General features: G+C 70.4%; 21 protein-coding genes. 13 read left to right on the forward strand and 8 right to left on the reverse strand.

The features are described 5' to 3' along the window. Positions 1–177 precede the first annotated feature (177 nt). Genes ACZ1DY_RS26755 through ACZ1DY_RS26765 form a run of 3 tightly spaced genes read left to right on the forward strand, consistent with a single transcriptional unit; the run spans position 178 to position 3373 of the window. The gene (locus ACZ1DY_RS26755) at positions 178–1512 is read left to right on the forward strand and encodes an amidase (protein WP_465485715.1); all 1335 of its coding nucleotides are present in this window, start codon (positions 178–180) and stop codon (positions 1510–1512) included. Further along, a complete protein-coding gene (locus tag ACZ1DY_RS26760) occupies positions 1509–1715 on the forward strand; it encodes a hypothetical protein (RefSeq protein WP_465481259.1) in 207 nt (68 codons plus the stop codon). Before ACZ1DY_RS26755 ends, ACZ1DY_RS26760 begins: the two co-directional genes overlap by 4 nt. Beyond that, complete coding sequence (locus ACZ1DY_RS26765; RefSeq protein ID WP_465481260.1) at positions 1712–3373, forward strand: MFS transporter; 1662 nt, start codon at positions 1712–1714, stop codon at positions 3371–3373. Before ACZ1DY_RS26760 ends, ACZ1DY_RS26765 begins: the two co-directional genes overlap by 4 nt. 8 nt (positions 3374–3381) lie before the next feature. Here the strand turns inward: ACZ1DY_RS26765 and ACZ1DY_RS26770 are convergent, their stop codons facing one another. After that, positions 3382–4377: an ABC transporter substrate-binding protein gene (locus tag ACZ1DY_RS26770; protein WP_465481261.1), complete on the reverse strand. Its 996-nt coding sequence runs from the start codon at positions 4375–4377 to the stop codon at positions 3382–3384. Between the two features lie 277 nt (positions 4378–4654). Between ACZ1DY_RS26770 and ACZ1DY_RS26775 the strand changes: the two genes are divergently transcribed. From ACZ1DY_RS26775 to ACZ1DY_RS26815, 9 genes are read left to right on the forward strand one after another with little or no spacing between them, the layout of a single operon-like run. Continuing rightward, positions 4655–5920, forward strand: a complete 1266-nt coding sequence (locus ACZ1DY_RS26775) for a DegT/DnrJ/EryC1/StrS family aminotransferase (protein WP_465481262.1) — start codon at positions 4655–4657, stop codon at positions 5918–5920. 37 nt (positions 5921–5957) lie between these two features. Beyond that, complete coding sequence (locus tag ACZ1DY_RS26780; RefSeq protein ID WP_257485897.1) at positions 5958–6155, forward strand: tautomerase family protein; 198 nt, start codon at positions 5958–5960, stop codon at positions 6153–6155. Positions 6156–6186: 31 nt separating this feature from the next. Then, complete coding sequence (locus ACZ1DY_RS26785) at positions 6187–7248, forward strand: LLM class flavin-dependent oxidoreductase (RefSeq protein WP_257485896.1); 1062 nt, start codon at positions 6187–6189, stop codon at positions 7246–7248. Beyond that, the gene (gene solA, locus ACZ1DY_RS26790) at positions 7241–8383 is read left to right on the forward strand and encodes an N-methyl-L-tryptophan oxidase (protein WP_257485895.1); all 1143 of its coding nucleotides are present in this window, start codon (positions 7241–7243) and stop codon (positions 8381–8383) included. Before ACZ1DY_RS26785 ends, solA begins: the two co-directional genes overlap by 8 nt. A 25-nt stretch (positions 8384–8408) precedes the next feature. Continuing rightward, complete coding sequence (locus tag ACZ1DY_RS26795; protein WP_257485894.1) at positions 8409–9536, forward strand: beta-ketoacyl synthase N-terminal-like domain-containing protein; 1128 nt, start codon at positions 8409–8411, stop codon at positions 9534–9536. After that, entirely contained in the window at positions 9533–10459 is a 927-nt protein-coding gene (locus tag ACZ1DY_RS26800; protein ID WP_465481263.1) for a beta-ketoacyl synthase N-terminal-like domain-containing protein, read from the forward strand. Before ACZ1DY_RS26795 ends, ACZ1DY_RS26800 begins: the two co-directional genes overlap by 4 nt. A 41-nt stretch (positions 10460–10500) precedes the next feature. Continuing rightward, positions 10501–10758: an acyl carrier protein gene (locus ACZ1DY_RS26805; protein WP_257485892.1), complete on the forward strand. Its 258-nt coding sequence runs from the start codon at positions 10501–10503 to the stop codon at positions 10756–10758. A gap of 7 nt (positions 10759–10765) precedes the next feature. Further along, entirely contained in the window at positions 10766–12382 is a 1617-nt protein-coding gene (locus tag ACZ1DY_RS26810) for a (2,3-dihydroxybenzoyl)adenylate synthase (RefSeq protein ID WP_465481264.1), read from the forward strand. A gap of 19 nt (positions 12383–12401) precedes the next feature. After that, a complete protein-coding gene (locus ACZ1DY_RS26815; protein ID WP_257485890.1) occupies positions 12402–13589 on the forward strand; it encodes an acyltransferase domain-containing protein in 1188 nt (395 codons plus the stop codon). 184 nt (positions 13590–13773) lie between these two features. Here the strand turns inward: ACZ1DY_RS26815 and ACZ1DY_RS26820 are convergent, their stop codons facing one another. The 7 genes from ACZ1DY_RS26820 to ACZ1DY_RS26850 form a co-directional block, all read right to left on the reverse strand. Next, positions 13774–14391 (reverse strand): hypothetical protein, encoded by a 618-nt coding sequence (locus ACZ1DY_RS26820; RefSeq protein ID WP_465481265.1) that lies wholly within the window; start codon positions 14389–14391, stop codon positions 13774–13776. Between the two features lie 313 nt (positions 14392–14704). Next, positions 14705–16111, reverse strand: a complete 1407-nt coding sequence (locus ACZ1DY_RS26825) for a M1 family metallopeptidase (RefSeq protein ID WP_465481266.1) — start codon at positions 16109–16111, stop codon at positions 14705–14707. Between the two features lie 20 nt (positions 16112–16131). Continuing rightward, entirely contained in the window at positions 16132–20034 is a 3903-nt protein-coding gene (locus ACZ1DY_RS26830; protein ID WP_465481267.1) for a Pls/PosA family non-ribosomal peptide synthetase, read from the reverse strand. A gap of 246 nt (positions 20035–20280) precedes the next feature. Then, positions 20281–21801, reverse strand: coding sequence for a ribosome biogenesis GTPase Der (der, locus tag ACZ1DY_RS26835; protein ID WP_091599524.1), 1521 nt, complete (start codon positions 21799–21801; stop codon positions 20281–20283). Between the two features lie 4 nt (positions 21802–21805). Further along, the gene (locus ACZ1DY_RS26840) at positions 21806–22474 is read right to left on the reverse strand and encodes a lysophospholipid acyltransferase family protein (RefSeq protein ID WP_126736761.1); all 669 of its coding nucleotides are present in this window, start codon (positions 22472–22474) and stop codon (positions 21806–21808) included. Then, a complete protein-coding gene (gene cmk / locus ACZ1DY_RS26845; RefSeq protein ID WP_465485716.1) occupies positions 22471–23175 on the reverse strand; it encodes a (d)CMP kinase in 705 nt (234 codons plus the stop codon). The genes ACZ1DY_RS26840 and cmk overlap by 4 nt, the downstream gene beginning before the upstream one ends. A 92-nt stretch (positions 23176–23267) precedes the next feature. Continuing rightward, a complete protein-coding gene (locus tag ACZ1DY_RS26850) occupies positions 23268–23846 on the reverse strand; it encodes a TetR/AcrR family transcriptional regulator (RefSeq protein WP_257485886.1) in 579 nt (192 codons plus the stop codon). Between the two features lie 91 nt (positions 23847–23937). On the opposite strand from ACZ1DY_RS26850, the gene ACZ1DY_RS26855 reads away from it, so the two are divergent. Beyond that, positions 23938–24330: a DUF4267 domain-containing protein gene (locus ACZ1DY_RS26855; RefSeq protein ID WP_465481268.1), complete on the forward strand. Its 393-nt coding sequence runs from the start codon at positions 23938–23940 to the stop codon at positions 24328–24330. Positions 24331–24334: the final 4 nt, after the last annotated feature.

A 24334-nucleotide genomic window follows, 5' to 3' on the forward strand; every position in this document is an offset into this window, starting at 1 on the left:
GCACACGAACAGGTGATCCGGTTCGCCCGAGTTGACCTCAACCCGGGTTGAGGGTCCAAGGTTAGGCTAACCACACCTGATGGATCGGAGGCTGACATCGGCACCACGTTCCCGCTCCCGCGCACCCTCACCGCCACCGCGGCGGCCCTGCGGGACGGCACGGTCACCAGCATCGGCCTGACCGAGGCGGCGATGGCCGCCGCGGACCGCGGCGACGCGGTTTACGGCGCCTATCTCACCCGCCTCGACGAGACCGCTTTCACCGCGGCGAGACGAGCGGACGCCGAACTAGCCGGTGGGCTGGACCGCGGGCCGCTGCACGGGATCCCGATCGGCGTCAAGGACATCATCGCCACCGCCGAAGCCGCGACGACGGCGCAGAGCCTCGTGCACGACCGCGGCTGGCTGGCGGGAACGGACGCGACGGTCGCCACCCGGCTCAAGGCGGCGGGCGCGGTGCTCACCGGCAAGACGACCACCATGGAGTTCGCCTGCGGGATGCCGGAACAGCGGCATCCCTTCCCGATCCCCCGCAATCCGTGGCGCACCGGGCGCTGGGCGGGCGGTTCGAGTTCGGGTGCCGGGATCGGGGTCGCGACCGGGATGTTCCTCGCCGGGATCGGCTCGGACACCGCGGGCAGCATCCGGGTGCCCGCCGCGTTCTGCGGGGTCACCGGCCTCATGCCCGGGTACGGCCGGGTGCCGAGGACCGGTTGCGTACCGCTGGGCTACAGCCTCGACCGGATCGGCCCGCTGGCCCGTTCCGTACGGGACTGCGCGGCGGTGCTCGAGGTGCTCGCCGGGCCGGATCCGGCCGATCCCGACTCCGCGGCCCGGCCGGTACCGCGCCCCGGATTCCGTGGTGATCTCACCGGGCTGCGGATCGGGGTCGTCCGCGACCACCACTTCCCGCCCGGCCGCGATCCCGCGTTGGACGGCGTCTTCGCCGAGGCGCTCGCGGTGCTGGCCGGGCTCGGCGCGCGGTTGAGTGGGATCACGCTGCCGTATCCGGCCGAGCTGGTGACGGCCGTCCTGGTGACCGTCGCCAGCGAGGCGCTCGCCCACCACCGCGCGGAACTGTGCCATCGGTGGCTCGACTTCAGCCGCGGGACCCGCGGCCTGCTGGCCACCGGCGCGCTCGTCACCGGCGCCGACTACGTCCAGGCCCAGCGCGTGCGGCGGGTCGCGCAGCGAGCGGTCGACGAACTCTTCACCGAAGTGGACCTCGTCGTCTGCCCGACGGCGTCCGTCGGCGCGCCCCGGTTCGAGTCGCTGCTCTCCCCCGCCGGGCTACCGGAGAACGAAGAACTCTTCGGCGTCATCCACACGCCGTACTGGAACGGGCTCGCCAACCCCGTCTTGGCGCTGCCCATGGGGTTCACCGCCGACGGCCTGCCACTGTCGCTTCAACTGGCCGGACCGGTGAACGGCGAAACGGAACTGCTGGAGGCGGGCGACGCCTTCCAGACGGCCACCGGCTGGCATCTGCGGACTCCGCCGGAGCCGGCATGAGCGAGCCGGAGATCCGCGTTCTGCTCGCGGCCGCGACCCTGCCCGCCACCGAGCCCGAGATCGCCGGGCTGGCCGCGCGCTATTCCTGGCAGCGGGCCGCGGTCGACGCTTTGTACGACCTCCCCGCGGCTCGCCACGCGCTGCCCGTCCTCGGCTTCCGGTCGGGCGACGAAGCCGCGGCAGGAACAGGAAAGGTTTCATGAACACGTCTTCTCCCGCCCGCCGCCGTGACCACCTGGTGCTCGCGCTGGCCTGCCTCGGATCGTTCGTGGTGGTGCTGGACGCCACGATCGTTTCGGTCGCCCTGCCCCGGATCCGCGCCGATCTCGGTTTCTCCGCCGCGACGCTGCCGTGGGCGGTCAACGCGTACACGCTCGCGTTCGCGGGCTGTCTTCTGCTCGGCGGCAGGTGCGCGGACGTCTTCGGACGGCGCCGGGTGCTGCTGGCCGGGATGGGCCTGTTCGCCGGGGCGAGCTTCCTCGCCGGGCTGGCCGCTGACCCGGCGCTCCTGCTGGCCGCGCGCGCCGGGCAGGGCGTCGGCGGCGCGCTGCTGATGCCCGCGACGTTGTCCCTGCTGACCGACACCTTTCCGGCGGGGCCGAGGCGCGCCCGCGCGCTGAGCACATGGAGCGCGATCGGCGCCGTCGGTGCTGCGTCCGGCCCGCTGACCGGTGGCCTCCTGACCGAGTTCGCGGGCTGGCGCTGGGTCTTCTTCGTCAACGTGCCCTTGGGGCTCGTCGCGGTCGCCGGCACGTTGGCCCTGCTGTCCGGCGGGTCCCGGCCCGGCCCGGCGTATCGCCTGGACGTCGTCGGCGCCGGCCTGGCGACGGCCGGGCTGACCGGCGTCGTGTACGCGGTGATGGAGTCCGAGACGATGAGCTGGAACGCGCCGGAAGTGTCCGGCCCGCTGGTCGCGGGAATCCTGCTGTGCGGGCTGTTCCTGGTACACCAGGCGCGCTGGGCGGCGGCTCCGCTGGTGCCGCTGAGCCTGTTCTCGCACCGCGCGGTCCGCGGCGCGAATCTGGTGATGTTCCTGCTGGGCCTGGGTTTCTTCGGTGCTCCCGTGCTGATCTCGTTCGCCCTGCAGTACGTCCACGGGGTCGGCCCACTCGCCGCCGGGCTCGGTTTCCTGCCCGCCGGGCTGGCGATGTTCGCCGGTGCCAAGGCCGCCGGCCCGCTCACCATCCGGCTCGGTGCCCGTCGCGCGGCGGCGCTGGGCTGCGTCCTCGGGGCGGCCGGTCTCGCCGGGGTGGCCGCCTCGCTGGGCACTGACGGTTCGCCCGTGGCGATGATCGTCCTGCCGAGCGTGGTGTTCGGTTTCGGTACCGCGTCGGCGTTCACCCCGTTGACGGTGGCGGCGACCAGCGGCGTGCCTGCCACCTCGGGCGGGGTGGCCGCCGCCGTGCTCAACACCGTGCGGCAGACCAGCGGCGCGATCGGTTTGGCCGTGCTGACCACGATCGCCGCGGCCGCCGCCGGGTCTTCGGAACAGGAAGGACTCGCGCACGGGTACGCCTTCGCGTTCGCCGTCTCGGCGGGCTGCGTGGCAACCGCGGCCGTCGTCGGCATGCTCGTCCTGCCGCCGCGGACCGCGGAACGGCTCGCCGCCGCCACCGGCCGGGTCCGGGGACTCGACGGCGACCCGGTGCCCGGCGCGGTGGTGCTGCTGGTGAATCCGGACGGCGGCCGCGTCGTCCGCACCGTCACCGACGAGACCGGCTGGTATCACGCGGCGCCCACGGCACCGGGGCCGCATCTGGTCATCTGCACCGCGCCCAGCCATCAGCCGTCGGTCGGGCGGATCGTGGCCGACGACACGCCGGTGCGGCACGACGTCGTCGTCGGGCAGGCGGGTTCGTGAGCCGCGCGTCATCGTGCCGCCGCGGCGAGCCGCGGCACGATCCGCTCGGCGGTGTACGCGAGGGCGAGCGCCGAGGGAAACGCCAGTGCTTGCGCTTCCGCCTTGTCGATCGGGAGATAGGAACCTCGGCGGACCGCGGGAAGCCGCGCGAAAAGCGGCTCGGCCTCGAACGCCTGCCGCTGCTGGACCGATTCGTAACTGACCAGCATGATGTCCGCGTCGAGCAGGTCGAGCCGCTCCGGACCGACCGCGGCGACACCCTTCGTCGTCGTGGAGCGCAGCTGGGTCACCTTGTCCGAGAGGCGCAAACCGAACTGCGCCAACGAAACCGCCAGCACGTCCTCCGGCGTGTTCTTGGTGTACACCTGTCCCCCACCGCTCACCGAGCTGCAGCTGAACGTCCGCCCCGCGAGCCGCGCGGCGTCCCTGGCCGTGGCGATCTTGCCCAGCGTGCCGCTGATCAGCTGTTCGGCCGCGGAATCCTTGCCGAGTGCCCGGCCGATCCGCCGGGTGGTCTCCTGCCACGGATCGAGATTCGGCCCGGCGACGTAGCCCAGTACGGGCGCGATCTCGGCCAGCCGCTGGTAACCGGTTTCGAGGTAGTAGTCGCCGACGGCGAGGAAGAGATCCGGCCGCAGGGCGGCGAAATGTTCCAGTGGGCGGTCCGGTCCCGCCCGCACCAGCTCGGGGCGGGCGGCCCCGAGCCGCGGCGCGATCCACGGCTGGATCCTGTCCGGCGTCGACGTTCCCTCCTGCATGGCCACCGGGACGACACCGAGCGCCACGGCGGCGTCGGCGTCCTGCCCGAAGCCGAGAGCGATCACCCTGGCCGGCAAGCGATCCAGCACCGTGGGACCGAGCTTTCCTTCCAGTGTCACCGAAAACCCGCCCGATGGGGCGGGGCCGACCGCCCTTCCGGGCGCACATCCGGCGAGTACGAAACCGGCCGCACCCGTCAGGAAGACCCGGCGGCCCGGCCTGCCGGATAGGTCCTTCACCTGCATCTGCGCACTCCACGAAGTCGGACACGAACGGAGGTTTCCCGGATCACACCGACGCGGCACCGAGGCGACGGGCAAGCGCGACCTACTTAGGTAAGGCTGCCAAAACATCGGTTGTTGCGCTAGTCATACGTCTGCTGTTAGGTTGAATCCTGCCCGCAATCGGGCGTGCTTCCCTTGCGAAAGGCTCACTGTTCGAGCCGATGCAGCGACGGTCGGGTTCCGGGCTTCGGCGGCTGCATGTTTTCGACGTTCGTCATCCACGCACTTGGGGGTGCAAGTGAACGAGGCCGCCGAAAGTACCAAGCCCCGATATCAGATTCCTTCCGCACGACGGGGATCCGTTGTCGACGAAGAAGATTTCGCAGTGCTCAGAACGGTTCTGCAGAACGATCTCGCGTTGACCGCGGGGCCGTGGCGAGACCGGTTCGAAGCCCAGTTCGCCGCGTACACCGGGTCTCGTCACGCCTTGTCCGTGACCAGCGGCACGGTCGCACTCGAGATCGCCATCCGGCTGCTCGACCTCCAGCCCGGGGACGAAGTGATCGCGACCACCCAGACGTTCCAGGCGTCGATCCAGCCGCTGCTGGCGTCGCCCGCCATCGTCCGGTTCTGCGACATCGATCCCGGGACGCTCAACCTCGATCCCCGCAAGCTGGAGGCGTTGATCACCCCGCGGACCAGGGCGATCATCCTGGTGCACTACGGCGGGAATCCGGCCGACATGGCGAGGATCTGCGCGATCGCGGCGAGGCACGACGTACTGGTGCTCGAAGACTGCGCGCACGCGCTCGGATCGGCCTATCGCGGACGGCGGCCCGGTTCCCTCGGCGACATCGGCACGTTCAGTTTCCATTCCTCCAAGAACATCACCACCCTCGGCGAAGGCGGCATGATCACCTTCGACCGCGACGACTGGGCCGTCCGGGTGGACCGGATACGGTCGAACGAGGTCGACATGGTCGCCGGCCCGGTCAGCGGGATCCTCGGTTCCCCGCCGGAAACCCTGCCCTGGATGAAGTTCTCCGAAGCGGTGTACCGGGAATCGGTCGCCGGGCTCCATGGCGCAGGAACGAACGCGACGCTTTCCGAGGTCGCCTGCGCCGTCGGCACCGTGCAGCTGCGGAAACTGCCGTCGCTGGTACGAAGGCGGCGCGTGATCGCGGCGAAACTCGACGAAGTGCTCGGTGGCTATCCGCAGATCCGGCTGCCTTTCGTCGATCCGGGCGACGAACATTCGTACCATCTCTACACCTTCTTCGTCACCGAAGGCGATGATGCCCGCCACGCGCTCGTACGCGCTCTCGACCGTCGCGGCGTCGAGATCCAGTTGCGGTACTTCCCTCTGCACCTCACGCCGGAATGGCAGTCCCGCGGACACGGCCCCGGGGAATGCCCGACAGCGGAACGGCTCTGGTTCTCCGAGCACGTGAACCTCCCGTGTCACCCCAATCTGACCGACACCCAGGTCGCACTCCTGTGTTCCGCGCTCCGCAGCAGCCTCAACGAGGTCTTCGGTAGGCGAGCCGTGCTGAGCCACAGCTGACCTGATCCCGCCCGAAAAGATCGGAGCGAGTTCCGTCATGCCCTACATCCATGTCCAGATCCTGGAAAACCGCCTCACCGAAGAGACCGAGCCGAAACTGATCGCCGCGATCACCGACGCGGTGACCGGAACCTACGGCGAAGACATCCGTGAACACGTGTGGGTGGTACTGGACCCGGTACCCGCACACCGCTGGGGCCTCGGCGGAAAACCCGCCGCGCCACGGCCTTCCTGACCGGCGCCCTTCCGAACAGCTGGGAGTACTGGTGAAATTCGGCTTGAACTTCTTCCCCGTCTTCTCCCCCGACCGCAAAACGGCGGGTGACTACTACCGCGAAGTCATCGATCTGGCCGAACGGGCCGATCGCGCGGGACTCGAACACGTCCAGACCGTCGAGCACCACGGATCCCCCTACGGTGGCTACAGTCCTGACCCAGTGACGCTGCTCGCCGCGATCGCGGCGAGGACCGAACGGATCCGGATCACGACCGGCGCGGTGATCCCCGCGTTCCTCCATCCGCTCAAGCTGGCCGGCAAACTCGCCATGCTGGACAACCTCTCCGGCGGGCGGCTGGACGCCGGATTCGGCCGCGGCTTCCTGCCGGACGAGTTCGACTGGTTCGGCGTCCCGATGGACGAAAGCCGGCGTCGCTTCGACGAAGGCGTCGACGCCTGCCGCCGTCTTCTGTCCGAAGTGGACGTCAAGATCGAAGGCGAGTTCCACGGCTTCGGCCCCGTGACACTGTTGCCCCGGCCGGTGCAGCAGCCGTACCCGCCGTTCTTCGTAGCCTCCGCCTCGAATCCGGAGTCGTGTGCCGCGGCGGGCGCCGCCGGCCATCACCTCCAGGTGGTCCCGTCGATCGTCAGCCAGGAGACACTGACCGAGATGATCGGGGGCTATCGCACCGCGTGGGCGGCATCGGGACGACGCCCCGAGGACGGCCGGATCCAGATCAAGTACACCTGCTATCTCGCCGAGGACCGGGCGACCGCGCTGGCCTGGGGCGAGAAATTCGAGAACAACTACATCGAGCAGATGAGCGGCGCGATCGCCTCGTGGGCGTCGACCACGTCGGGCGCGTACCAGGGTTACGAGAAGCTCATCGAGAAGGTCCGCGCGTACGACTTCGAGAAGTCCTTGGCACAGAACAAGGTTCTCGCCGGGACGCCGGACGACGTCGCCGGTCAGATCGGCTGGATCGCGGAGAACTTCGGCAGCGACCTTTCGGTCAGTGTGCAGCTGAACCCCGGCTATCTCGACCACGAGCACGCGGTCCGCGCGCTCGACCTGTTCACCACCGGCGTGGTCCCCCGCTTCGATGCCTGAGCCGGACACCGACGTCGTCGTGGTCGGGCTGGGCGCTTGGGGCTCGATGGCCCTGTGGCAGCTCGCGAGCCGGGGTGTCCGGGCGGTCGGCGTCGAACGGCACGGCCGCGGCCACTCGCTCGGCGCGTCACACGGCGGCAGCCGGATGTTCCGGATCACCTGCCTGGAGCATCCCGGCCTGGTGCCGCTGGCCCGCAGATCCGCCGAACTGTGGGAGAAGCTCGGGCGCCAGGCCGGGAGACCGCTGCTGCACCGGTACGGCGGGCTCCTGATCGGCGCGCCGGATTCGGCGGTGGCAGGCGGGACACTGGCCGCCGCGAAGGAACACGGCATCGAGGTCGAACGGCTCGGCCGCGCGCAGCTCGCCGCCCGCTTCCCCCAGCACACCGCGCTGGCCGCGGACGACATCGGCGTCTGGGAGCCGTCCGCCGGACTCCTCCGGCCGGAGGAGTCGATCAGGGCCGCGCTCGACGCGGCGGAAACCGCGGGAGCACAGGTCTTCACCGGGACCGAGGTCACCGGGTTCCACCCGACCGGCGACCGCGTGCTCGTGCACAGCGCCGCACGGACCTGGCGGGCGCGGCGCGTGGTGGTGGCGACCGGATCGTGGCTCCCGTTCATGACCCCTTTGCCGGAGCTCCGGGTGGTGCGGATGCCGGTCACCTGGTTCCGGCCCGACGGCGGCGCCGACCATTTCCGGCTGGCGGAGTTCCCGGTGTTCATGCGGGAACTCGACGGCGGGACGGTGCTGTGGGGCTGCGGCGCGGATCCGCCGTACGACGTCAAACTCGGCCTGGAGCAGTTCGGCGCCACCGCGGTCCCGTTCGATCCGCTGGACACCGACCGTTCGGTGACCCCGGCCGACTGGACGGCGTTGCGCGACGTGCTCGCCGGTCATCTGCCCGGGCTGCGTCCGGAACCCTCGCGGGTGGCGGTGTGCATGCTGACGCTCACCCCGGACGGGCAGTTCGTGCTCGGCTCGCTGCCCGAAGCGCCGGACGTGATCGTCGCCGGCGGCGACAACGCGCACGGGTTCAAACACGCCACCGGGATCGGCGAACTGCTCGCGGATCTGGCCACCGGCCACGAACCGCGGCTCGACTTCTCGTTCATGGACGTCAAGCGATTCCGCTGACGCGAGCATCTTCTGGAGGAAAGCCGTGGACCTCGACATCTGCGGAATCGGCGCCGTCTCGAGCATCGGCCGCGACCCCGAAACGATCCACGACGCGCTGTGCGCCGGGAGAAGCGGACTGGGGCCGCTGCGGGTCTACGACACGACGAAGTTCCGGTCGCGGACGGCCTACGAGATCGACGACCGGGCCACTCCCGGCGAGGACGAACCCGGCCGATCGACGAACTGGCTGATCGACGCGATCACGCAGGCGCTCGAAGGCGCCGGGCTGACCGAGCTGCCGGAGGACTGCCCGGTACTGGTCGGCACGACACACCGGGAACAGCGCACGATGGAGCTGTGGTGGCGCGGCGAAGCGGCCGCGGATTTCGCCGACCTGCATTTCGGCACGGCGATCCGCGAACGGTTCGGCACGGTGGAAACGCATACCTTCGCGAACGCCTGCGCGGCATCGCTGACCGTGCTCGGCCTGGCGGCCGACCTGATCGCGGACGGCGAATACGACACCGTCGTCGTGGCCGGGACCGACGGCCTGACCGAAGCCACCTTCGGCATCTTCGACCGGGTCCAGAGCGGCGTACCGGGCGAGGTGCGACCCTTCGCGAAGGAACGGCACGGGATGATGATGGGTGAGGGCGCGTCGGCGGTGGTGCTCCGCAGACCGGGGCACGGCGGGCCGGTCGCGGCCCGGCTCCGGTCGGTCGCGCTCAACTGCGACGCCGACCATCCGACGGTGCCGGAGCCGGGCAGCGTCGCCAGGGTGGTGCGGCAGGCGCACGACCGCGCCGGGATCGGTCCGGACCAGATCGACCTGATCGTGTTGCACGGCACCGGGACCGTCCGCAACGACCTGGTCGAGACCGGGATGCTGCACGACGTGTTCGCCGGCGCGAAACCGGCGCTCACCGCGATCAAGGCGTCGACCGGGCACACGCTGGGCGGCTCCGGGCTGCTGAGCCTGATCGTCGCCGCGATCTCCCTGCGGAAACGGCTGGCACCACCGATCCTCGGGCTGGCCGAGCCGATGGACGAGGCCGAGGGCCTGGACCTCGTCCGCGACGAACCGCGCGACGGTGAGTTCCGGATCGCGCAGGTCGACGCCTTCGGGCTCAGCGGGATCAACGCCGTGGCGATCCTGGAGGCGGCGTCGTGACCGCCGTGGTCGTGACCGGGACGGGGATCGCCGTCGACGGTCTGCGCGGGCCGGCCGACCTGCTGGAGCCGTACCGGCGCCACGAGGACGGCTTCGATCCGGAGACCGGGTTGAGCGGCAGGCGGTTCCGGCACCGCGACCGGGCCTCACGGCTGGCTTCCCGCGCGGCCACCACGGCGCTGGGCGACGCGGGCCTGCTCGGCGAGGACGGCTCGTATCGCGGGGAACCGCTCCGGACGGCGACCGTGGTCAGCACGAACACCGGGAACCTGGACAGCATCTGCTCGTTCCTGGACACGATCGCCGAAGAGTCCGCGAGCCTACTGCCGCCGACCGGGCTGCCGAACACCTCCAGCAACGTGTCCGCGGGCTGGGTCGCCATCGACCACGGGCTGCGCGCGCCGAACCTGACGCTGTCGAACGGCCCGACCAGCGGCCTCGACGCCTTGCAGTGGGCGCGGCGGCTGATCCGGCATGACCGGGCGGACGCGGTCGTCGTCGCCGGTGTCGAACCCGACAACCGTTATGTACGAAAACTTCTCGCCGACAACGGCGAGACGAACTGGCCCGACGCGGCCGCCGCGGTCGTGCTCGAATCCGCCGGAGCGGCCCGCCGTCGCCGTGCCCGCGTCCGTCTCTTGCTGGGCGAGTACCGGCGGGCCGGGACCGCGCGGGCGGCGGCCTCGGCCGTCCCGGGCGAAGCCGTCGCGACACTGGCCGAGCCGGGGATCCGGCCGGGTGAGGTGCTCGACCTTTCGGCTTGGGCCGGACGTCAGTCGGGGGCGCTCGGCGTCCTGCAGTGCGCCGCCGCGAGCGCGCGCATCGACGGCGGCGGAGGCAGCGCGCTCGCCGTGTCCTGCGGCCTGCCGGGTGCGGCGGCCGCCGCGATGACGTTCGCCGGACCGGGCGCGGAACAGCCGTGAACGACCGAAATCGGGGAACAGAGACGAAAGAAGGGGCCTTCATGACCGCGAACAAGCTGATCGAGCCGGAACTGGAAGACCTGCGAACGCTGGTGGCCCGGGTACTGGAGGTCGAGCCCGCGGAGGTGACCGACGAGGCGAACCTCGTCGAAGACCTCGGCGTCGATTCGCTCCTGCTGCTCGAAGTCGCGGCGCGGATCCTGCAGCGCTACGGCATCCGGGTGGGTGACGCGGCGATCAGCGAGGTGGAGACGCTCGACGAGATCCACCAGCTGGTCCTCGCCGGGCAGAAGGGCTGAGCCGGGAATGGCACAGAATGGGGACTGGCCGGGGTGGCCGGAAGAGGACGCCCGTCGATACCGTGCCGTCGGCCACTGGCAGGGCAAGACCTTCGGTGAACAGCTCGCCGGCTGGGCGGTCCGGTACGCCGACCGGGTCGCGCTGGTGGACGGCGACCGCCGATGGACCTACGCGGCGCTGGACACCGCCGTGCGGCGCCTGGCGACCGGGCTCACCGGGCTCGGGCTGAACCGCGGCGACAAGGTGATCGTGCAGCTGCCGAACCGAGCCGAGTTCGTGCTGCTGTGGTTCGCGCTGACGCGGCTCGGGCTCGTCCCCATCCACGCGATGCCCGCCCATCGCCGCAACGAGATCGCGCACCTGGCGGCGATGGCCGAGGCCGTCGCGTACGTCATCCCGGATCGGCACGCCCGGTTCGACTACCGCGAACTCGCCGCGCGCGTCCGCGCCGACGCCGGCATCCGGCACGTGATCGTCGCCGGCGACCCCGGCGGACACGACGGTTTCCTCTCGCTGGCGGAGCTGCTCGACAACGAGCCGGGGCCCGATCCCGTCGATCCGCCGGCCGCGGGCGACCTCGCCCTGCTGCTGCTCTCCGGCGGTACCACGGGTATGCCGAAGCTGGTGCCGCGGACGCACGACGACTTCGCCTACAACTCCCGGCGGGCCGCGGAACTCTGCGAGCTGACCGAGGACTCGGTGTACCTCGCCGTGCTGCCCATCGCGTTCAACTACACGATGAGCTGCCCGGGGATGCTCGGTGTCCTTCAGGCCGGCGGGCGGGTCGTGCTCGCTCCGTCGCCGGGCGCGCGGACGTCGTTCGATCTGATCGCGCGCGAAGGCGTCACGATCGCGGCCATCAACCCTCCACTGGTGCCGCACTGGCTCGCGGAGTTCGAACACGGTGACACGGATCTTTCGAGTCTCCGTGTCCTCCAGGTCGGCAGCGCCCGGCTCGCCGACGACCTGGCGGCCGCGGTCACCAAGACCTTCGACTGCCGTCTGCAACAGGTGTTCGGCATGGCCGAGGGGCTGCTGTGCCTGACCAGGCTCGACGATCCGGACGAACTCGTGCACACCACCCAGGGCAGGCCGATCTCCGCGGACGACGAGATCCGCGTGGTCGGCCCGGACGACGCCGAGGTCTGCCCCGGCGAGACCGGCGAACTGCTCACCCGCGGGCCGTACACCCTGCGCGGCTACTTCCGCGCCGCCGAGCACAACGCGCGGGCCTTCACCGCGGACGGTTTCTACCGCACCGGCGACCTGGTCCAGCGGCTCCCGACCGGGCATCTCAACGTCGTCGGCCGGGCGAAGGACCAGATCAACCGCGGCGGGCAGAAGATCGACGCGACCGAGGTCGAAGGCCATCTGCTGGCCTGCCCGGGCGTGCTGTCCGCGGCCTTGCTGCCCGAAGCGGACACCGTGCTCGGCGAGCGATCGGTGGCGTTCTTGGTGTGCACGGGCGAACCGCCGTCCACGAGCACACTCCAGGCCTTCTTCCGTGACCGCGGTGTCGCCGCGTACAAGGTCCCGGACCGGGTCGCGGTCGTCGACGAACTGCCGTCGACGGCGGTCGGCAAAATCGACAAGAAGGCACTGGCCCGCCGGTACCTCGGCTGAATCTCGGTTGGAGGAAACGATGTTCTTCCCGTTCTCGGCCGAGTCACCCGATGGACTGGCGGCCGATGCAGCCACCCTCGCGGATCGGGCCGATCCGCTACCCGTCCTCGCCGCCGAACTCGCCGGACGACGGCACGGCCCTTGGCGTGCCGTCGTCGTGGGAGAGGACCGGGACTCGGTGACCGGCCGCCTCCGCGCGGTCGCCGCCGGGGAACCCGCCACCGGCGCCGCCGTCGGCGAGGCGGTCTCGGCCGGGAACGCGGTCTGGGTGTTCTCCGGCCACGGTTCACAATGGACCGGAATGGGAAAGGCACTGCTCGACGGGGAACCCGCCTTCGCCGAGGAGATCGATCACCTGGCGCCGCTGATCTCCGCCGAAGCGGGATTTTCCCTATACGACGCGCTTTCCGGGACAGCGGAAGGGATCGAACAGGTCCAGCCGTCGCTGTTCGCCATGCAGCTCGGCTTGGCGGCGGCCTGGCGGGCGCACGGCGCCGGACCGGCCGCCGTGATCGGCCACTCCATGGGGGAGACGGCCGCGGCGGTGGTCGCGGGCGCACTGTCCACAGAGGACGGCGTGGCCGTGATCTGCCGCCGCTCCCGGCTGCTGCGCCGCGTCTCCGGTACCGGCGCGATGGCGATGGTCGCCCTGCCATGGGACACGGTCGAAACCGAGCTCGCCGACGTGCCCGAAGTGACCGTCGCCGCGCACTCGGGCCCGACGTCGACGGTCGTCGCCGGCGGGCGGGACCGGGTGCGCACGCTGGTGGACCGCTGGGCCGCGAGAGACCTGATGGCCAAACTGGTCCCGGTCGAGGTCGCGTCGCATTCACCGCAGGTCGAACCGATCCTGGCCGACCTGAGAACCGAACTGTCCGCCTTGCGCCCCAGATCCGCACGCGTTCCCGTCTACTCGACCGTCCTCCCCGACCCGAGATCCTCGGCCGCCTTCGACGCCGCCTACTGGACCGCGAACCTGCGCCGTCCCGTCCGTTTCAGTGCCGCGGTGCGGGCTGCCCTCGACGACGGCCACCGCGCCTTCGTCGAGATCTCACCCCACCCGCTGCTGGCCCACGCGTTACGGGAGAACGCGGGTGCCTGGAAGGTGGCGGTGCTGTCCAGCATCCGCCGGGGAGGTGACGCGCTGCTGCGTTTCCGGACGCAGGTCGGGGCTCTGCACTGCGCGGGCGCTCCGGTGCGGTTCTAGCGTTCATCCCGCGCGACGCAGACGAGCTTCGGCTGCCCAGTAGGCCGCTCGAAGCTCTTTGGCGACCTCCTCGGGCTCCGACCGGAGACGGCTGGGCAAGGTCTGCAGCACGGCGATTCCCGCTGCGGCGTACCGGGCGTTCCTGTCCAAGGTCCTGGCATAGTCCTCCTTCGCGAAATGGAAGTCATATGAGTCGATCTCCCACACGAGCCGGACTTTCTTGAAGTAGCCATCGGGGGTTCCGATGTAAACGGCAAGCGGCGTCCCGTACTTCGTGGTTCCACAACGGCTCCGGCAGTCCTGTACGCCGCCAGATCGCCATCGCGTCGACCTCGGCCACCGACCGCGCTCCTCGCACGACGTCGCGCAGGACCTCACGAGACAACGCGCTGCCCCGGTCGCTGCCCGCTTCGAGTTCCCTGGTGAGAACTTCGGGATTCAGCCTTGCTCGCTGGACGGCTTCGGCCAGCAACGCCCGGACCGGATCGTGCGTGGTGTACCGGCGGCATTGATCGAGGACCGCCCGGACGAGTGGCGCCATCGCCACCCCGTCCACGACGACCGGCCGGGGCATGCGCGTGGTCCGCTCCACGATCACGTACTCAGTGCTGCTGACCTTGCAGGAGGCGGGCACCAGAAGCTGGATTCCGTTCGCCGCGACTCCCGAACCTCGAAGGCCCTGGCGGCGGCAAGCTTCGAGGCCTGTGACGAGCGCCTGCGCCCCGCCGTAGAGCAGGGCCCCGTCGACCAACTGACGTCGCGTCGGCTTACCCGAGCCGAGCAGGAGGACTCCCGGAAGCAAGCGCTGCCACGGCTGCCCTGGCCGGCAGCGCCGGTAACAAGTCTTCCTGGGAACGCCGAACTCCACCAGTCGCGCGACACTGATCACTCCGCCGCGACTCAGCTTCCACAGAGCCTCGCGATCGCCTCGCCATTCCCCGGTTCGCACCACACACGCGATCGTGGAGCTCCAAGCCGCTCCGCGCCAGCCCCGATCCGCTCTCCTGTGGACAACTCGCCCCACCAGCGCCCCTTGTGGACAACTCGCCAGGTGTTCCCAATGTCGCATTTGAGTCGCTGAGCGACTCAAATGCGACATTGGGAACCTTCAGGCGTCAGGGAAGCGGAGGCAGCGCCGGAGCGTCCAGCCAAGCGTCGAAGAAAGACCCCAGCGACCGCCCAGCGAAGCGTTCCGCGAGCGCCACGAAAGCCGCGGTGGTCACCAGACCGTGCCGGTTCTCCGCCGCCCAGGCCTTCACCATCGGGAAGAACACCGCGTCGCCGACGGTACGACGCAAGGCGTGCAACAGAAGGCCGCCGCGTTTGTACACCCGCTCGTCGAACATCCGCGCCACGCCGGGGTCGGAGAGACGGAGATCCGCGGGTTTCGCCTTCGTCCGCGCGTGCCAGATCTTCGCCCACTCGTCCGCGCTCTGCTCGCCGGATTCCTCGGACCAGAGCCATTCCGCGTAGGTCGCGAAGCCTTCGTTGAGCCAGATGTGCCGCCAGTCGGCGACGGTCAGGCTGTTGCCGAACCACTGGTGTGCCAGTTCGTGCACGACGAGCCGTTCGTGAGTGCGCCGCCCGTCGACGTGGTTGGCGCCGAAGATCGACATGCCCTGCGCTTCGATCGGGTCGTCGAGGTCGTCGTCGGTGACGACGACGACGTACTCGCCGAAGGGGTACGGCCCGAACAGCCGTTGCAGCGAATCCATGATCCGGCCCTGCCGCCCGAAATCACGCGCGAACGCCCGGCGCAGGCGCGGCGGCACGGCGGCCCGTTGCGGGACGGAGGTGACCACGGAGCCGCCGTCGACGTTGATCCGGAAAGCCTCGACGGATGGTTGCGAGAACCAGCCGGGCTGGGGACCGGAGACGAGCTCGACGTCGTCGTACCGTCCTATTTGGACACTCATCAGATACGTCGGCGTCGGTTCGGGACGTTCGAAGACCCACTTCGTCGTGCTCGCGCGCTCGTGCCGCGCCACCAGGTTCCCGGTGACGGCCACGAGATACGGCGAAGACGTCGTCAGCGAGACGCGGTAGGTCGCCTTGTCCGACGGGTGGTCGTTGCACGGGAACCACGACGGCGCCCCGACCGGCTGGCTCGCGACGAGCGAACCGTCGGTCAGTTCGTCCCAGCCGATGTCGCCCCACAGCCCGGGAAGGGGCCGCGGATTGCCGACGTAGTGGACCTCGACCACGAACTCGCTGCCGAGCGCCAGCGACTTCGCCGGCTTCACCTGCAGCTTGTGCGCGCGCCGCAGGTACTTGGCCGGTTTCCCGTTGACCAGCACCCGATTGATCCGGAACTCGCCGAAGTCGAGCGTGAACCGCGACAGCGCCTGCGTCGCCTCCGCGGTGATGGCCGCGGAGGCCGACAGCCGGTTGGGACCGATCTTGTAGTCCAGCTCCAGATCGTAGTGCCGGACCCGGTAACCGCCGTTACCGTGACGGGGCAGATAGGAGTCGCCGGAGGTGTCCGCGCCGGGCGAGGGCTGCGCGGAGGCCTTCGAAATCACCCGCGAAAGACCCCCAGTCCCTACTTCGTCCAGGCCGAGATGGGATTCCCCAGCCAGCGCGAATCGGCGGGAACCGCGTCGCCCCGGGTCACCAGGGAGCCCGGTCCGACGGTCGTCCGCGCGCCGATGCTCGCGCCAGGCAGCACGATACCGTGCGGCCCGAGCGTCGCTCCCTCGTCCAGGGTCACCGGCGACATCGTCATGATCCGGTCATGGAACAGGTGCGTCTGCACCACGCAGCCGCGGTTGATCGTCGCGCCGTCGCCGAGACGCACCAGGTCCGACTCGGGCAGCCAGTACGTCTCCAGCCACACGCCGCGGCCGATCTTGACGCCCATGGTCCGCAGCCACGCGGGCAGCAACGGCGTGCCGCCGAGCGAACCGATCAGCCACGGGACGGCGAGCGCCTCGACGAAGGTGTCGGCGAGTTCGTTGCGCCAGACGAACGAACTCCACAAGGGATGGTCGACCGCGCGGAACCGGCCGACCAGCAGCCACTTCATCGCGGTGGCGGTCAGCGCGGCGACGGCACCGGCGGCGAGCAGCAGCGGCCCGCCGAGCAGCACCGCGACCACGAACCCGAAGGACGACGCGAGCGCGAAGATCCCGGCGGCCACCAGCACGGTCAGCGCGACGCCGCACATCACCGGCACGATGCGGCACAGTTCGACGAGCGCACGCGCCGCCTTCAGCCGCAGCGGCGGGGTGTACGTGCGGCTCGTGTCGGACTCGCCGACCGACCGGCGGACCGGCAGCGGCGGCATCCCGAGGTACGACGAGCCCTTCTTCGCTTTGAGCGGGGCCGACGACAGCACGCCGACCAGACCGCGTTTCGGCACCGAACGCCCCGGCGCGGCCATCCCCGAGTTGCCGAGGAACGCCTGCTTGCCGATCCGCGCCGGCGCGACGTGCAGCCAGCCGTGGCCGAGTTCGTAGGTGGCGACCATGGTGTCGTCCGCGAGGAACGCGCCACTGTCCACCTGGGTCATCTTCGGCAGTGCGAGAACGGTGGACGCCTCGACGTTGCGGCCGACCTTCGCCCCGAGCATCCGGAGCCACACCGGGGTGAACAGGCTGGCGTACAAGGGGAACAGCCCTTCACGCGCCATACCCATCAGCCGTTCGGTCGCCCAGACCTGCCACGCGACCCGCCCGTGCACGGGGTGGTAGCCCTCGACCATGCCGATGCTCAGCGAACGGACGCCGGCGAGCACGAGCAGGGCGTAGGACAGGAAGTACGCGACGGTCGCGAGCGGCGTGAACAGCAGCGCCTGCCCGAGCGCGGCACCCAAGGACGAAGCACCGGAGATCGCGTAACCCAGCACCGCGACGGCGGGCAGGGCGGCGACAGCGGGCAAGAGACCGAGGGCGACCGAGGTCGCGCCGTAGACCGAAGCCCAGAACCGCGAGCGCGGCGGGCGGCTCGACGGCCACTTCAGCGAGTCCTTCGTGGCACGGGCGGCGGGGGCACCGGCCCAGCGCTGCCCGGCGGGCACGTTGCCGCGGACGGTCGACCCCGCCGCGATCTCCGCGCCCTTGCCGATCCGCGCGCCGGGGAACAGCGTGCTGCGCGCGCCGATCCGCGCGTCGGCGCCGATCCGGATCTTGCCGATGTGCACGAGATCGCCGTCCACCCAGTGCCCGGTCAGGTCGACCTCGGGTTCGATGGCGGCTCCACGGCCGAGTTTCAGCATGCCGGTGACCGGCGGCGGGGAGTGCAGATCGACGTCCTTCGCGATCCGCGCGCCGAGAGCCTTGGCGTACGTCGTCATCCAGGACGCGCCCGCGACGCTGTCCGCGCCGCTGAACTCGGCGAGCTTCTCCGCCGTCCACAGTCGCAAGTGGACACTCCCGCCACGCGGGTAACTGCCGGGGCGGACCCCTCGCAGCAGCAGCCGCGAGCCGGTGGCGGAGATCGCGATCCGGCCGGCGGGGCTGAACAGCGCGATCCAGGCGGCGGCGATCCACGCCCAGTGCAGCGTCGGCGCCCAGGCGAAACCGGCCAGCGACAGCACGTTCGACAGCGTCGCCGCGATCGTCGTCCAGCGCAGGCCGACCAGGCCCATCAGCGGGACCATCAGCAGCGACTGGATGATCCCGGCCTTGCGCGGGGTGGGCGCGATGTCGCGGCGTTCGGTCTTCTCGCCGCTCAGCGCGTCCAGCAGCGACGCGAGCGCGCCGAGCTTCGGGTTGGCGTAGATGTCGCTCACCGACACCTGCGGGTGCCGGGTGCGGATCCGCGCGATCAGCTGCGCGGCGGTCAGGCTTCCGCCGCCGTTGGTGAAGAAGTCGGCCTTCGGGTTGTCGACCGAGACGCCCAGGATCTCCGCCCAGCCTTCGGCGAGCCAGCTCTCCGTCGGGGACAGGCCGGATTTCGCGGCGTCCACAGTGGACAGCGGCCAGGGCAGCGCGTTGCGGTCGACCTTGCCGGAGGTGCGCGTCGGCAGGTCGTCGATCAGCGCCAGCAGCGGGACGAGCGCGGCGGGCAGCTGCTCGCGCAGCCGGGTCGCGGCCTCGTCGTGGTCGAACTCGACACCCTCGGCGGGCACGACGTACCCGACGAGCACCTGGTTTCCCGCCTTGGTGCGGCGGACCGCGGCAGCGGCGCCCTGAACTCCGGGCAGCGCCTGGAGCGCGGCGTCGACCTCGCCGAGTTCGATCCGGCGGCCGCCGAGCTTGACCTGCTCGTCGAGACGGCCGAGGAACAGCAGGCCCTCGGCTTCGGCGCGGACCATGTCACCGCTGCGGTACGCGCGGCGCCAGCCCAGCGAGGGCAGCGGCGCGAACTTCTCGGCGTCCTTCTCCGGGTCCAGGTAGCGGGCCAGGCCGACGCCGCCGATGACCAGCTCGCCGGTCTCCCCCATCGCGACCGGCTCACCAGCCTCGTTGACGACGGCGAGCTGCCAGCCCACCAGCGGCAGGCCGATGCGGACCGGGCCTTCGCCGGTCATCTGCGCGGCGCAGGCGACGACGGTGGCCTCGGTCGGGCCGTAGGTGTTCCAGACTTCGCGGCCTTCGACGGCGACGCGTTCGGCCAGCTCCGGCGGGCACGCTTCGCCGCCGAAGATCAGCAGGCGGACGTCTTCCAGCGCGTCGGCGGGCCACAAAGCGGCCAGCGTCGGCACGGTCGACACCACGGTGATGCCCTGCGCGACCAGCCACGGGCCGAGGTCGACGCCGGTGCGCACGAGCGAACGCGGCGCCGGGACCAGGCAAGCGCCGTGGCGCCAGGCGAGCCACATCTCTTCGCACGACGCGTCGAACGCGACGGACAGGCCCGCGAGCACGCGGTCGCCCGGGCCGATCGGCTCCTCGGTGAGGAACAACTGTGCTTCGGCGTCCACGAACGCGGCGGCCGAGGCGTGCGAGACCGCGACGCCCTTCGGCTTCCCGGTCGAACCGGAGGTGAAGATGATCCACGCGTCGTCGGTCGGCGCGGGCGAGCCTTCGACACCGCCCGGCGAGCCGACGACGGTGATCGCACCGCCATCGGTGACGACGGCCGCGACGTCGGCCTCGCCGAAGACCAGCTCGGCGCGCTCGTCCGGGTCGTCCGCGTCGACCGGCACGTAGGCGGCGCCGACGGACAGGATGGCGAGGATCGCGACGTAGAGCTCCGCGGTGCCCGAGGAGATCCGGACGCCGACCCGGTCGCCGACGCCGACCCCGTTGGCGGTCAGCTTGCGGCCGTAGGCGTCGATCTCCTCGACGAGCTTGCGGTAGGACAGCGTGGTCTCGCCGTCGTCGATCGCACCCGCGTTGGGGTGGCGGGCGGCGGTCTCGGCGAGGATGTCGAGCAGGGTGCGCTCACCGGCGCCCAGACCGGACCAGAACAGGGCGCGGTCGGCGACGGGGGTGGAAGAGGGAGCGACGGTGACGTCGGCGACACAGGCGATCGGCCGGGAATCGGCGGTCAGTGTCATCGGCTCATCACCACGGGCAGGGCATAACCATGGGCGCGCAAGCCCACCACACACCTTTCGCGAAGTGCGTCATTCGGGCTCGCTCTCCGAATGAGGCGCCCGCTAGCAGACCTATGACTTTACCGCAGGTGAACGACATATCTCGGGAGGGTCTCGGCAGAGTGTCGAACCTCACCGGCGGACACGCCGAAACCCGAGGTCATCGGCGTGTCCACCCAGTGAAATATTCACCTACATCGTGAGAAGTCAGCGCGCTTTCGGTTTACCCGCTGATTTTCCGGCCGCTTTTCCGCCCGCCTTGGGCCTTTGCTTCTTTTCGCGGACCCGGACATTCACCCGGACGGGTGTGCCTTCGAAACCAAACCGCTCACGGAACTTGCGTTCGATGAACCGCCGGTAGCCCGCCTCGAGGAAGCCGGTGGTGAACAGGACCAGCGTCGGCGGCCGGATACCGGCCTGGGTCGCGAACAGCACCTTCGGCTGCTTGCCACCGCGCACCGGCGGCGGGGTCGCGGCGATGAGGTCGGCGAGCCAGCCGTTGAGCTGGCCGGTAGGGACTCGCTGGTCCCACGACTTCAGCGCGGTCCGCAGCGCGGGCGCGAGCTTGCGCACCGAACGGCCGGTGAGCGCCGAGATGTTGACCTTGTCCGCCCAAGGCACCCGCACCAGGCCGCGGTCCAGTTCACGGACCATGGCGTGGCGGCGGTCCTCGTCGACGAGGTCCCACTTGTTGAAGGCGAGCACGCAGGCGCGACCCGCTTCGACGACCATGGTCAGCACCCGCAGGTCCTGCTCGGACAGCGGTTCGGCCGCGTCCAGCAGCACGATCGCGACCTCGGCCGCGTCGATCGCGGTCTTGGTCCGCAGCGACGCGTAGTACTCCGCGCCGTTGGCCGAGTTGACCCGCTTGCGCAGGCCCGCCGTGTCGACGAACCGCCAGGTCTCGCCGTCCAGCTCGACCAGCGAGTCGACCGGGTCGACGGTGGTGCCGGCGACCGAGTCCACGACGGACCGCTCCTCGCCGGACAGCTTGTTCAGCAGGCTGGACTTGCCCACGTTCGGCTTGCCGACCAGCGCGACGCGGCGCGGGCCGGTGGTCGCGCGGTCGCCGTCGCGCGGCATCTCCGGCAGCGCCTTGACGATGGCGTCGAGCAGGTCGCCCGAGCTGCGGCCGTGCAGCGCGCTGACCGGGTACGGCTCGCCGAGGCCGAGCGACCACAGCGACGCGGTGTCGGCGAGCAGGCGGTCGTCGTCGACCTTGTTGGCGGCGAGCAGCACCGGCTTCTTCGACCGGCGCAGCACCTTGGAAACGGCCTCGTCGGTGGCCGTCGCGCCGACGCTGGCGTCGATCACCAGCAGGACCGCGTCGGCGGTGGCCATCGCCATCTCGGCCTGCGCGGCGACGGAGGCCTGCAGCCCGGTCGCGTCCGGCTCCCAGCCGCCCGTGTCCACCAGCGTGAACCGGCGGCCCGCCCAGAAGGCGTCGTAGGCGACGCGGTCCCTGGTCACGCCGGGGACGTCTTGCACGACCGCCTCGCGGCGGCCGAGGATGCGGTTGACCAGGGTCGATTTGCCCACGTTCGGCCTGCCGACGACGGCGAGGACCGGCTGCGCGAGCTGCGCCTCCTCCTCGGCCTCGCCAGCGGCGATCTGCGCGTCGAGCGCGGTGAATTCGGACTCGTCGGACCAGGAGCCGTCGATCTCGCCGACGCCGTCGAGCCCCGCCGACGTACTTCCCCCCGCGGATGCGGAGTCAAATCCAGTCATGTACTCAATCCTGTCGCGTGTCTCGGAGCCCGTGCTCCAAGCGCCATTCGTCCAGTGCCTTCACGAGGTCCGCGAGCGCGATGCGAAGCCGCTCGGTTCCCTCCTCCAGCCCTGTCCTTCCCTTCCCGATCGCGGGAGTGAAAGGTTCGCCGACCATGATGTCGACGCGTGGCCGCCAACGCCTCTTGGCGCCGGCGGGTTTGTACGTCCCCCGAGTGGCGACCGGAACCACGGTCGCGTTCCCGGCGCGGACCAGGAAGGCCGCGCCGCGCTCGAAGTTTTCGGCGTCACCGAGGCCGCGGGTGCCTTCGGGGAAGATCCCGACCGCACCGCCGTCCTCGAGCACCTTGACCGCCGCCATCAGCGGCTTGCGGTCCACCGCCCCCCGTTTCACCGGGATCTGGCCCAGTTTCGGGAAGAACCAGCCGACGAACCCCCGGAAGAGTTCCTCCTTGACCAGGAACGCCGTGCGCCTCGGCAACATTCCGAAGAGCAGCTGCGGTTCCACCATCGAGCTGTGGTTGGCGATGAACACCACCGGACCCGACGCCGGAACCCGCTCGGCGCCGTGCACCCGCACCCGGAAGGCGGGCCGGACGACGAACTTCGCGATTCCCCGGCCGAACGTGTGGATCGGGCCGCTCGCGCCCTCGGGAAGGCCTTTCGCGCTCACCTCGTCGCCTCGGCCGGGCAGCCCTCGAGAAGACCGCGGTGCAGGGCGAGTTCGGACAGCGCGACGATCACCTGGTCGATGTTGAGCGCGGAGGTGTCCACCTCGACGGCGTCTTCGGCCGCGCGCAGTGGCGACGCCGCCCGCGTGGAGTCCAGGTGGTCGCGCCGCTCCACGGCCGCTTTCGCGACGTCCACGCTGGATTCGCGACCGGCCGCGGAGTCCTGCGCGCTGCGGCGCGCCGCGCGGACCTCGGCCGAGGCGGTGAGGAAGATCTTGAGCGGGGCGTCCGGCGAGACGACGGTGCCGATGTCGCGGCCTTCGACCACGATGCCGCCGACGCGGTCGAGCACCTCGGCGATGATCTCGCGCTGCCGGGCGACCAGCAGTTCCCGGACGGCGGGGACGGCCGAAACCGGCGACACCGCGGTGGTGACGTCCGCGCCGCGGATCTCGGCGGCGACGTCTTCACCCGCCAGGGTCACGGTCGTTTCGTCAGGGCTGGTCCCGATGCCGATTTCGGCCTTCCGGGCGACGTCGGCGATCGCGTCCGCGTCGGTCAGGTCGCTACCTGCGCGCAGGACGGCGAGGGTGACCATGCGGTACATCGCGCCCGTGTCGAGGTAACCGGCGCCGAGCTTCGTCGCGAGCTTCCGCGAAACCGTGGATTTCCCGGTTCCGGACGGGCCGTCCATCGCGACCACACCACGCAGGGCTCCCGTCACCGAAACTCTCCTCAGCTCATTCGTCGCTCACCTGATCGACGACCATTCTGCCTGGTGGCGCGCGACACGCCTCAGCCGCCCACGGCGAACCGGTCGACGAGCATGCCGATCCGTTCCGCGCGCGCGGGTGCCGGGAGCCGCCGGCTGCGTTCGAGAGTGACCAGGCCGTGCAAGGCCGCCCAGAAGGTCTCGGTGTAGAGGGCCGGGTCGTATTCGCCGGCGACCGGGCCGACGACTTCGAACAGCGCGCCGAACGCGTCCTTGAGCGGCTCCGGACTGTCCGGGCTGGCGAAGCTCAGTTCACTGGCGAGAGTGAAGATCGCGTCGTAGAGCGCGGGTTTGCGGTCGGCGAAGTCGAAGTAGTTCTCGGCCAGCCGCAGCAGCGCCTCCCGCGAGCCCTCCGCCGCCCCGGCTCCTTTCCGCATGTCGGCTGCCATTTCGGTGCAGCCTTCGAGTGCCGCGGCCGCCATGATCGCCCCCTTGCCGGAGAAGTGGCTGTAGAGCACGGGCTGGCTGTACTCGATCTTCGCCGCCAGGCGGCGTGTGGTGACCGCGTCCCAGCCCTCCTCTTCGGCGATCTCGCGGGCGGTGGTGACGATCAGCTGTTCGCGTTGCGAGCGATCCCGCTCGCGCCGGGGGTTGGTGACCATACGAATATGCTAGCACCGCTAGACAAGCTAGCAGCGCTAGCGCTAGTGTCCGTCTCGTTCCTAGCGCTGCTAGCTTTTGGAGTCGGAGACCATGACCAGAATCAAGATCGCTTACGTCCTGTCCGCCGCCCTCGTGCTCTTCGTCCTCTACTTCGGGAGCGGTTACGTGTTCTTCCCGGCGACCCAGACGGGTGGCTTCGGACTGCCGGTGATGCCGTCCGAAGGCGACCCGATCCTCGCCGTCAAAGGCGTCCGCGACATCGGCACGGCGCTCGTGGTGCTCGCGCTGCTCCTGTTCCGGAACGCCCGCGCACTGGGCTGGGCGATACTCGCGATGGCCTTCATCCCGTTCGGCGACATGCTGATCGTGTTGACCCACAACGGATCCGTGGCCGCCGCACTCGGCATCCACGGCGCGACGTGTGCCCTGATGCTCGGGATCTCGGCGCTGTTCCTGATCCGCCCGAAGCGCGACGAACGGTGAGTTA

It is taken from the genome of Amycolatopsis sp. PSD-21, assembly GCF_055561455.1.

What these genes read in the sequence shown, in the direction of transcription:
- ACZ1DY_RS26760 (WP_465481259.1), top strand. Translation starts at nt 1,509, where the DNA reads ATGAGCGAGCCGGAGATCCGCGTTCTGCTCGCGGCCGCGACCCTGCCC.
- ACZ1DY_RS26765 (WP_465481260.1), top strand. Translation starts at nt 1,712, where the DNA reads ATGAACACGTCTTCTCCCGCCCGCCGCCGTGACCACCTGGTGCTCGCG.
- ACZ1DY_RS26770 (WP_465481261.1), bottom strand. Translation starts at nt 4,377, where the DNA reads ATGCAGGTGAAGGACCTATCCGGCAGGCCGGGCCGCCGGGTCTTCCTG.
- ACZ1DY_RS26780 (WP_257485897.1), top strand. Translation starts at nt 5,958, where the DNA reads ATGCCCTACATCCATGTCCAGATCCTGGAAAACCGCCTCACCGAAGAG.
- solA (WP_257485895.1), top strand. Translation starts at nt 7,241, where the DNA reads ATGCCTGAGCCGGACACCGACGTCGTCGTGGTCGGGCTGGGCGCTTGG.
- ACZ1DY_RS26805 (WP_257485892.1), top strand. Translation starts at nt 10,501, where the DNA reads ATGACCGCGAACAAGCTGATCGAGCCGGAACTGGAAGACCTGCGAACG.
- ACZ1DY_RS26810 (WP_465481264.1), top strand. Translation starts at nt 10,766, where the DNA reads ATGGCACAGAATGGGGACTGGCCGGGGTGGCCGGAAGAGGACGCCCGT.
- ACZ1DY_RS26815 (WP_257485890.1), top strand. Translation starts at nt 12,402, where the DNA reads ATGTTCTTCCCGTTCTCGGCCGAGTCACCCGATGGACTGGCGGCCGAT.
- ACZ1DY_RS26830 (WP_465481267.1), bottom strand. Translation starts at nt 20,034, where the DNA reads ATGACACTGACCGCCGATTCCCGGCCGATCGCCTGTGTCGCCGACGTC.
- der (WP_091599524.1), bottom strand. Translation starts at nt 21,801, where the DNA reads ATGACTGGATTTGACTCCGCATCCGCGGGGGGAAGTACGTCGGCGGGG.
- ACZ1DY_RS26850 (WP_257485886.1), bottom strand. Translation starts at nt 23,846, where the DNA reads ATGGTCACCAACCCCCGGCGCGAGCGGGATCGCTCGCAACGCGAACAG.
- ACZ1DY_RS26855 (WP_465481268.1), top strand. Translation starts at nt 23,938, where the DNA reads ATGACCAGAATCAAGATCGCTTACGTCCTGTCCGCCGCCCTCGTGCTC.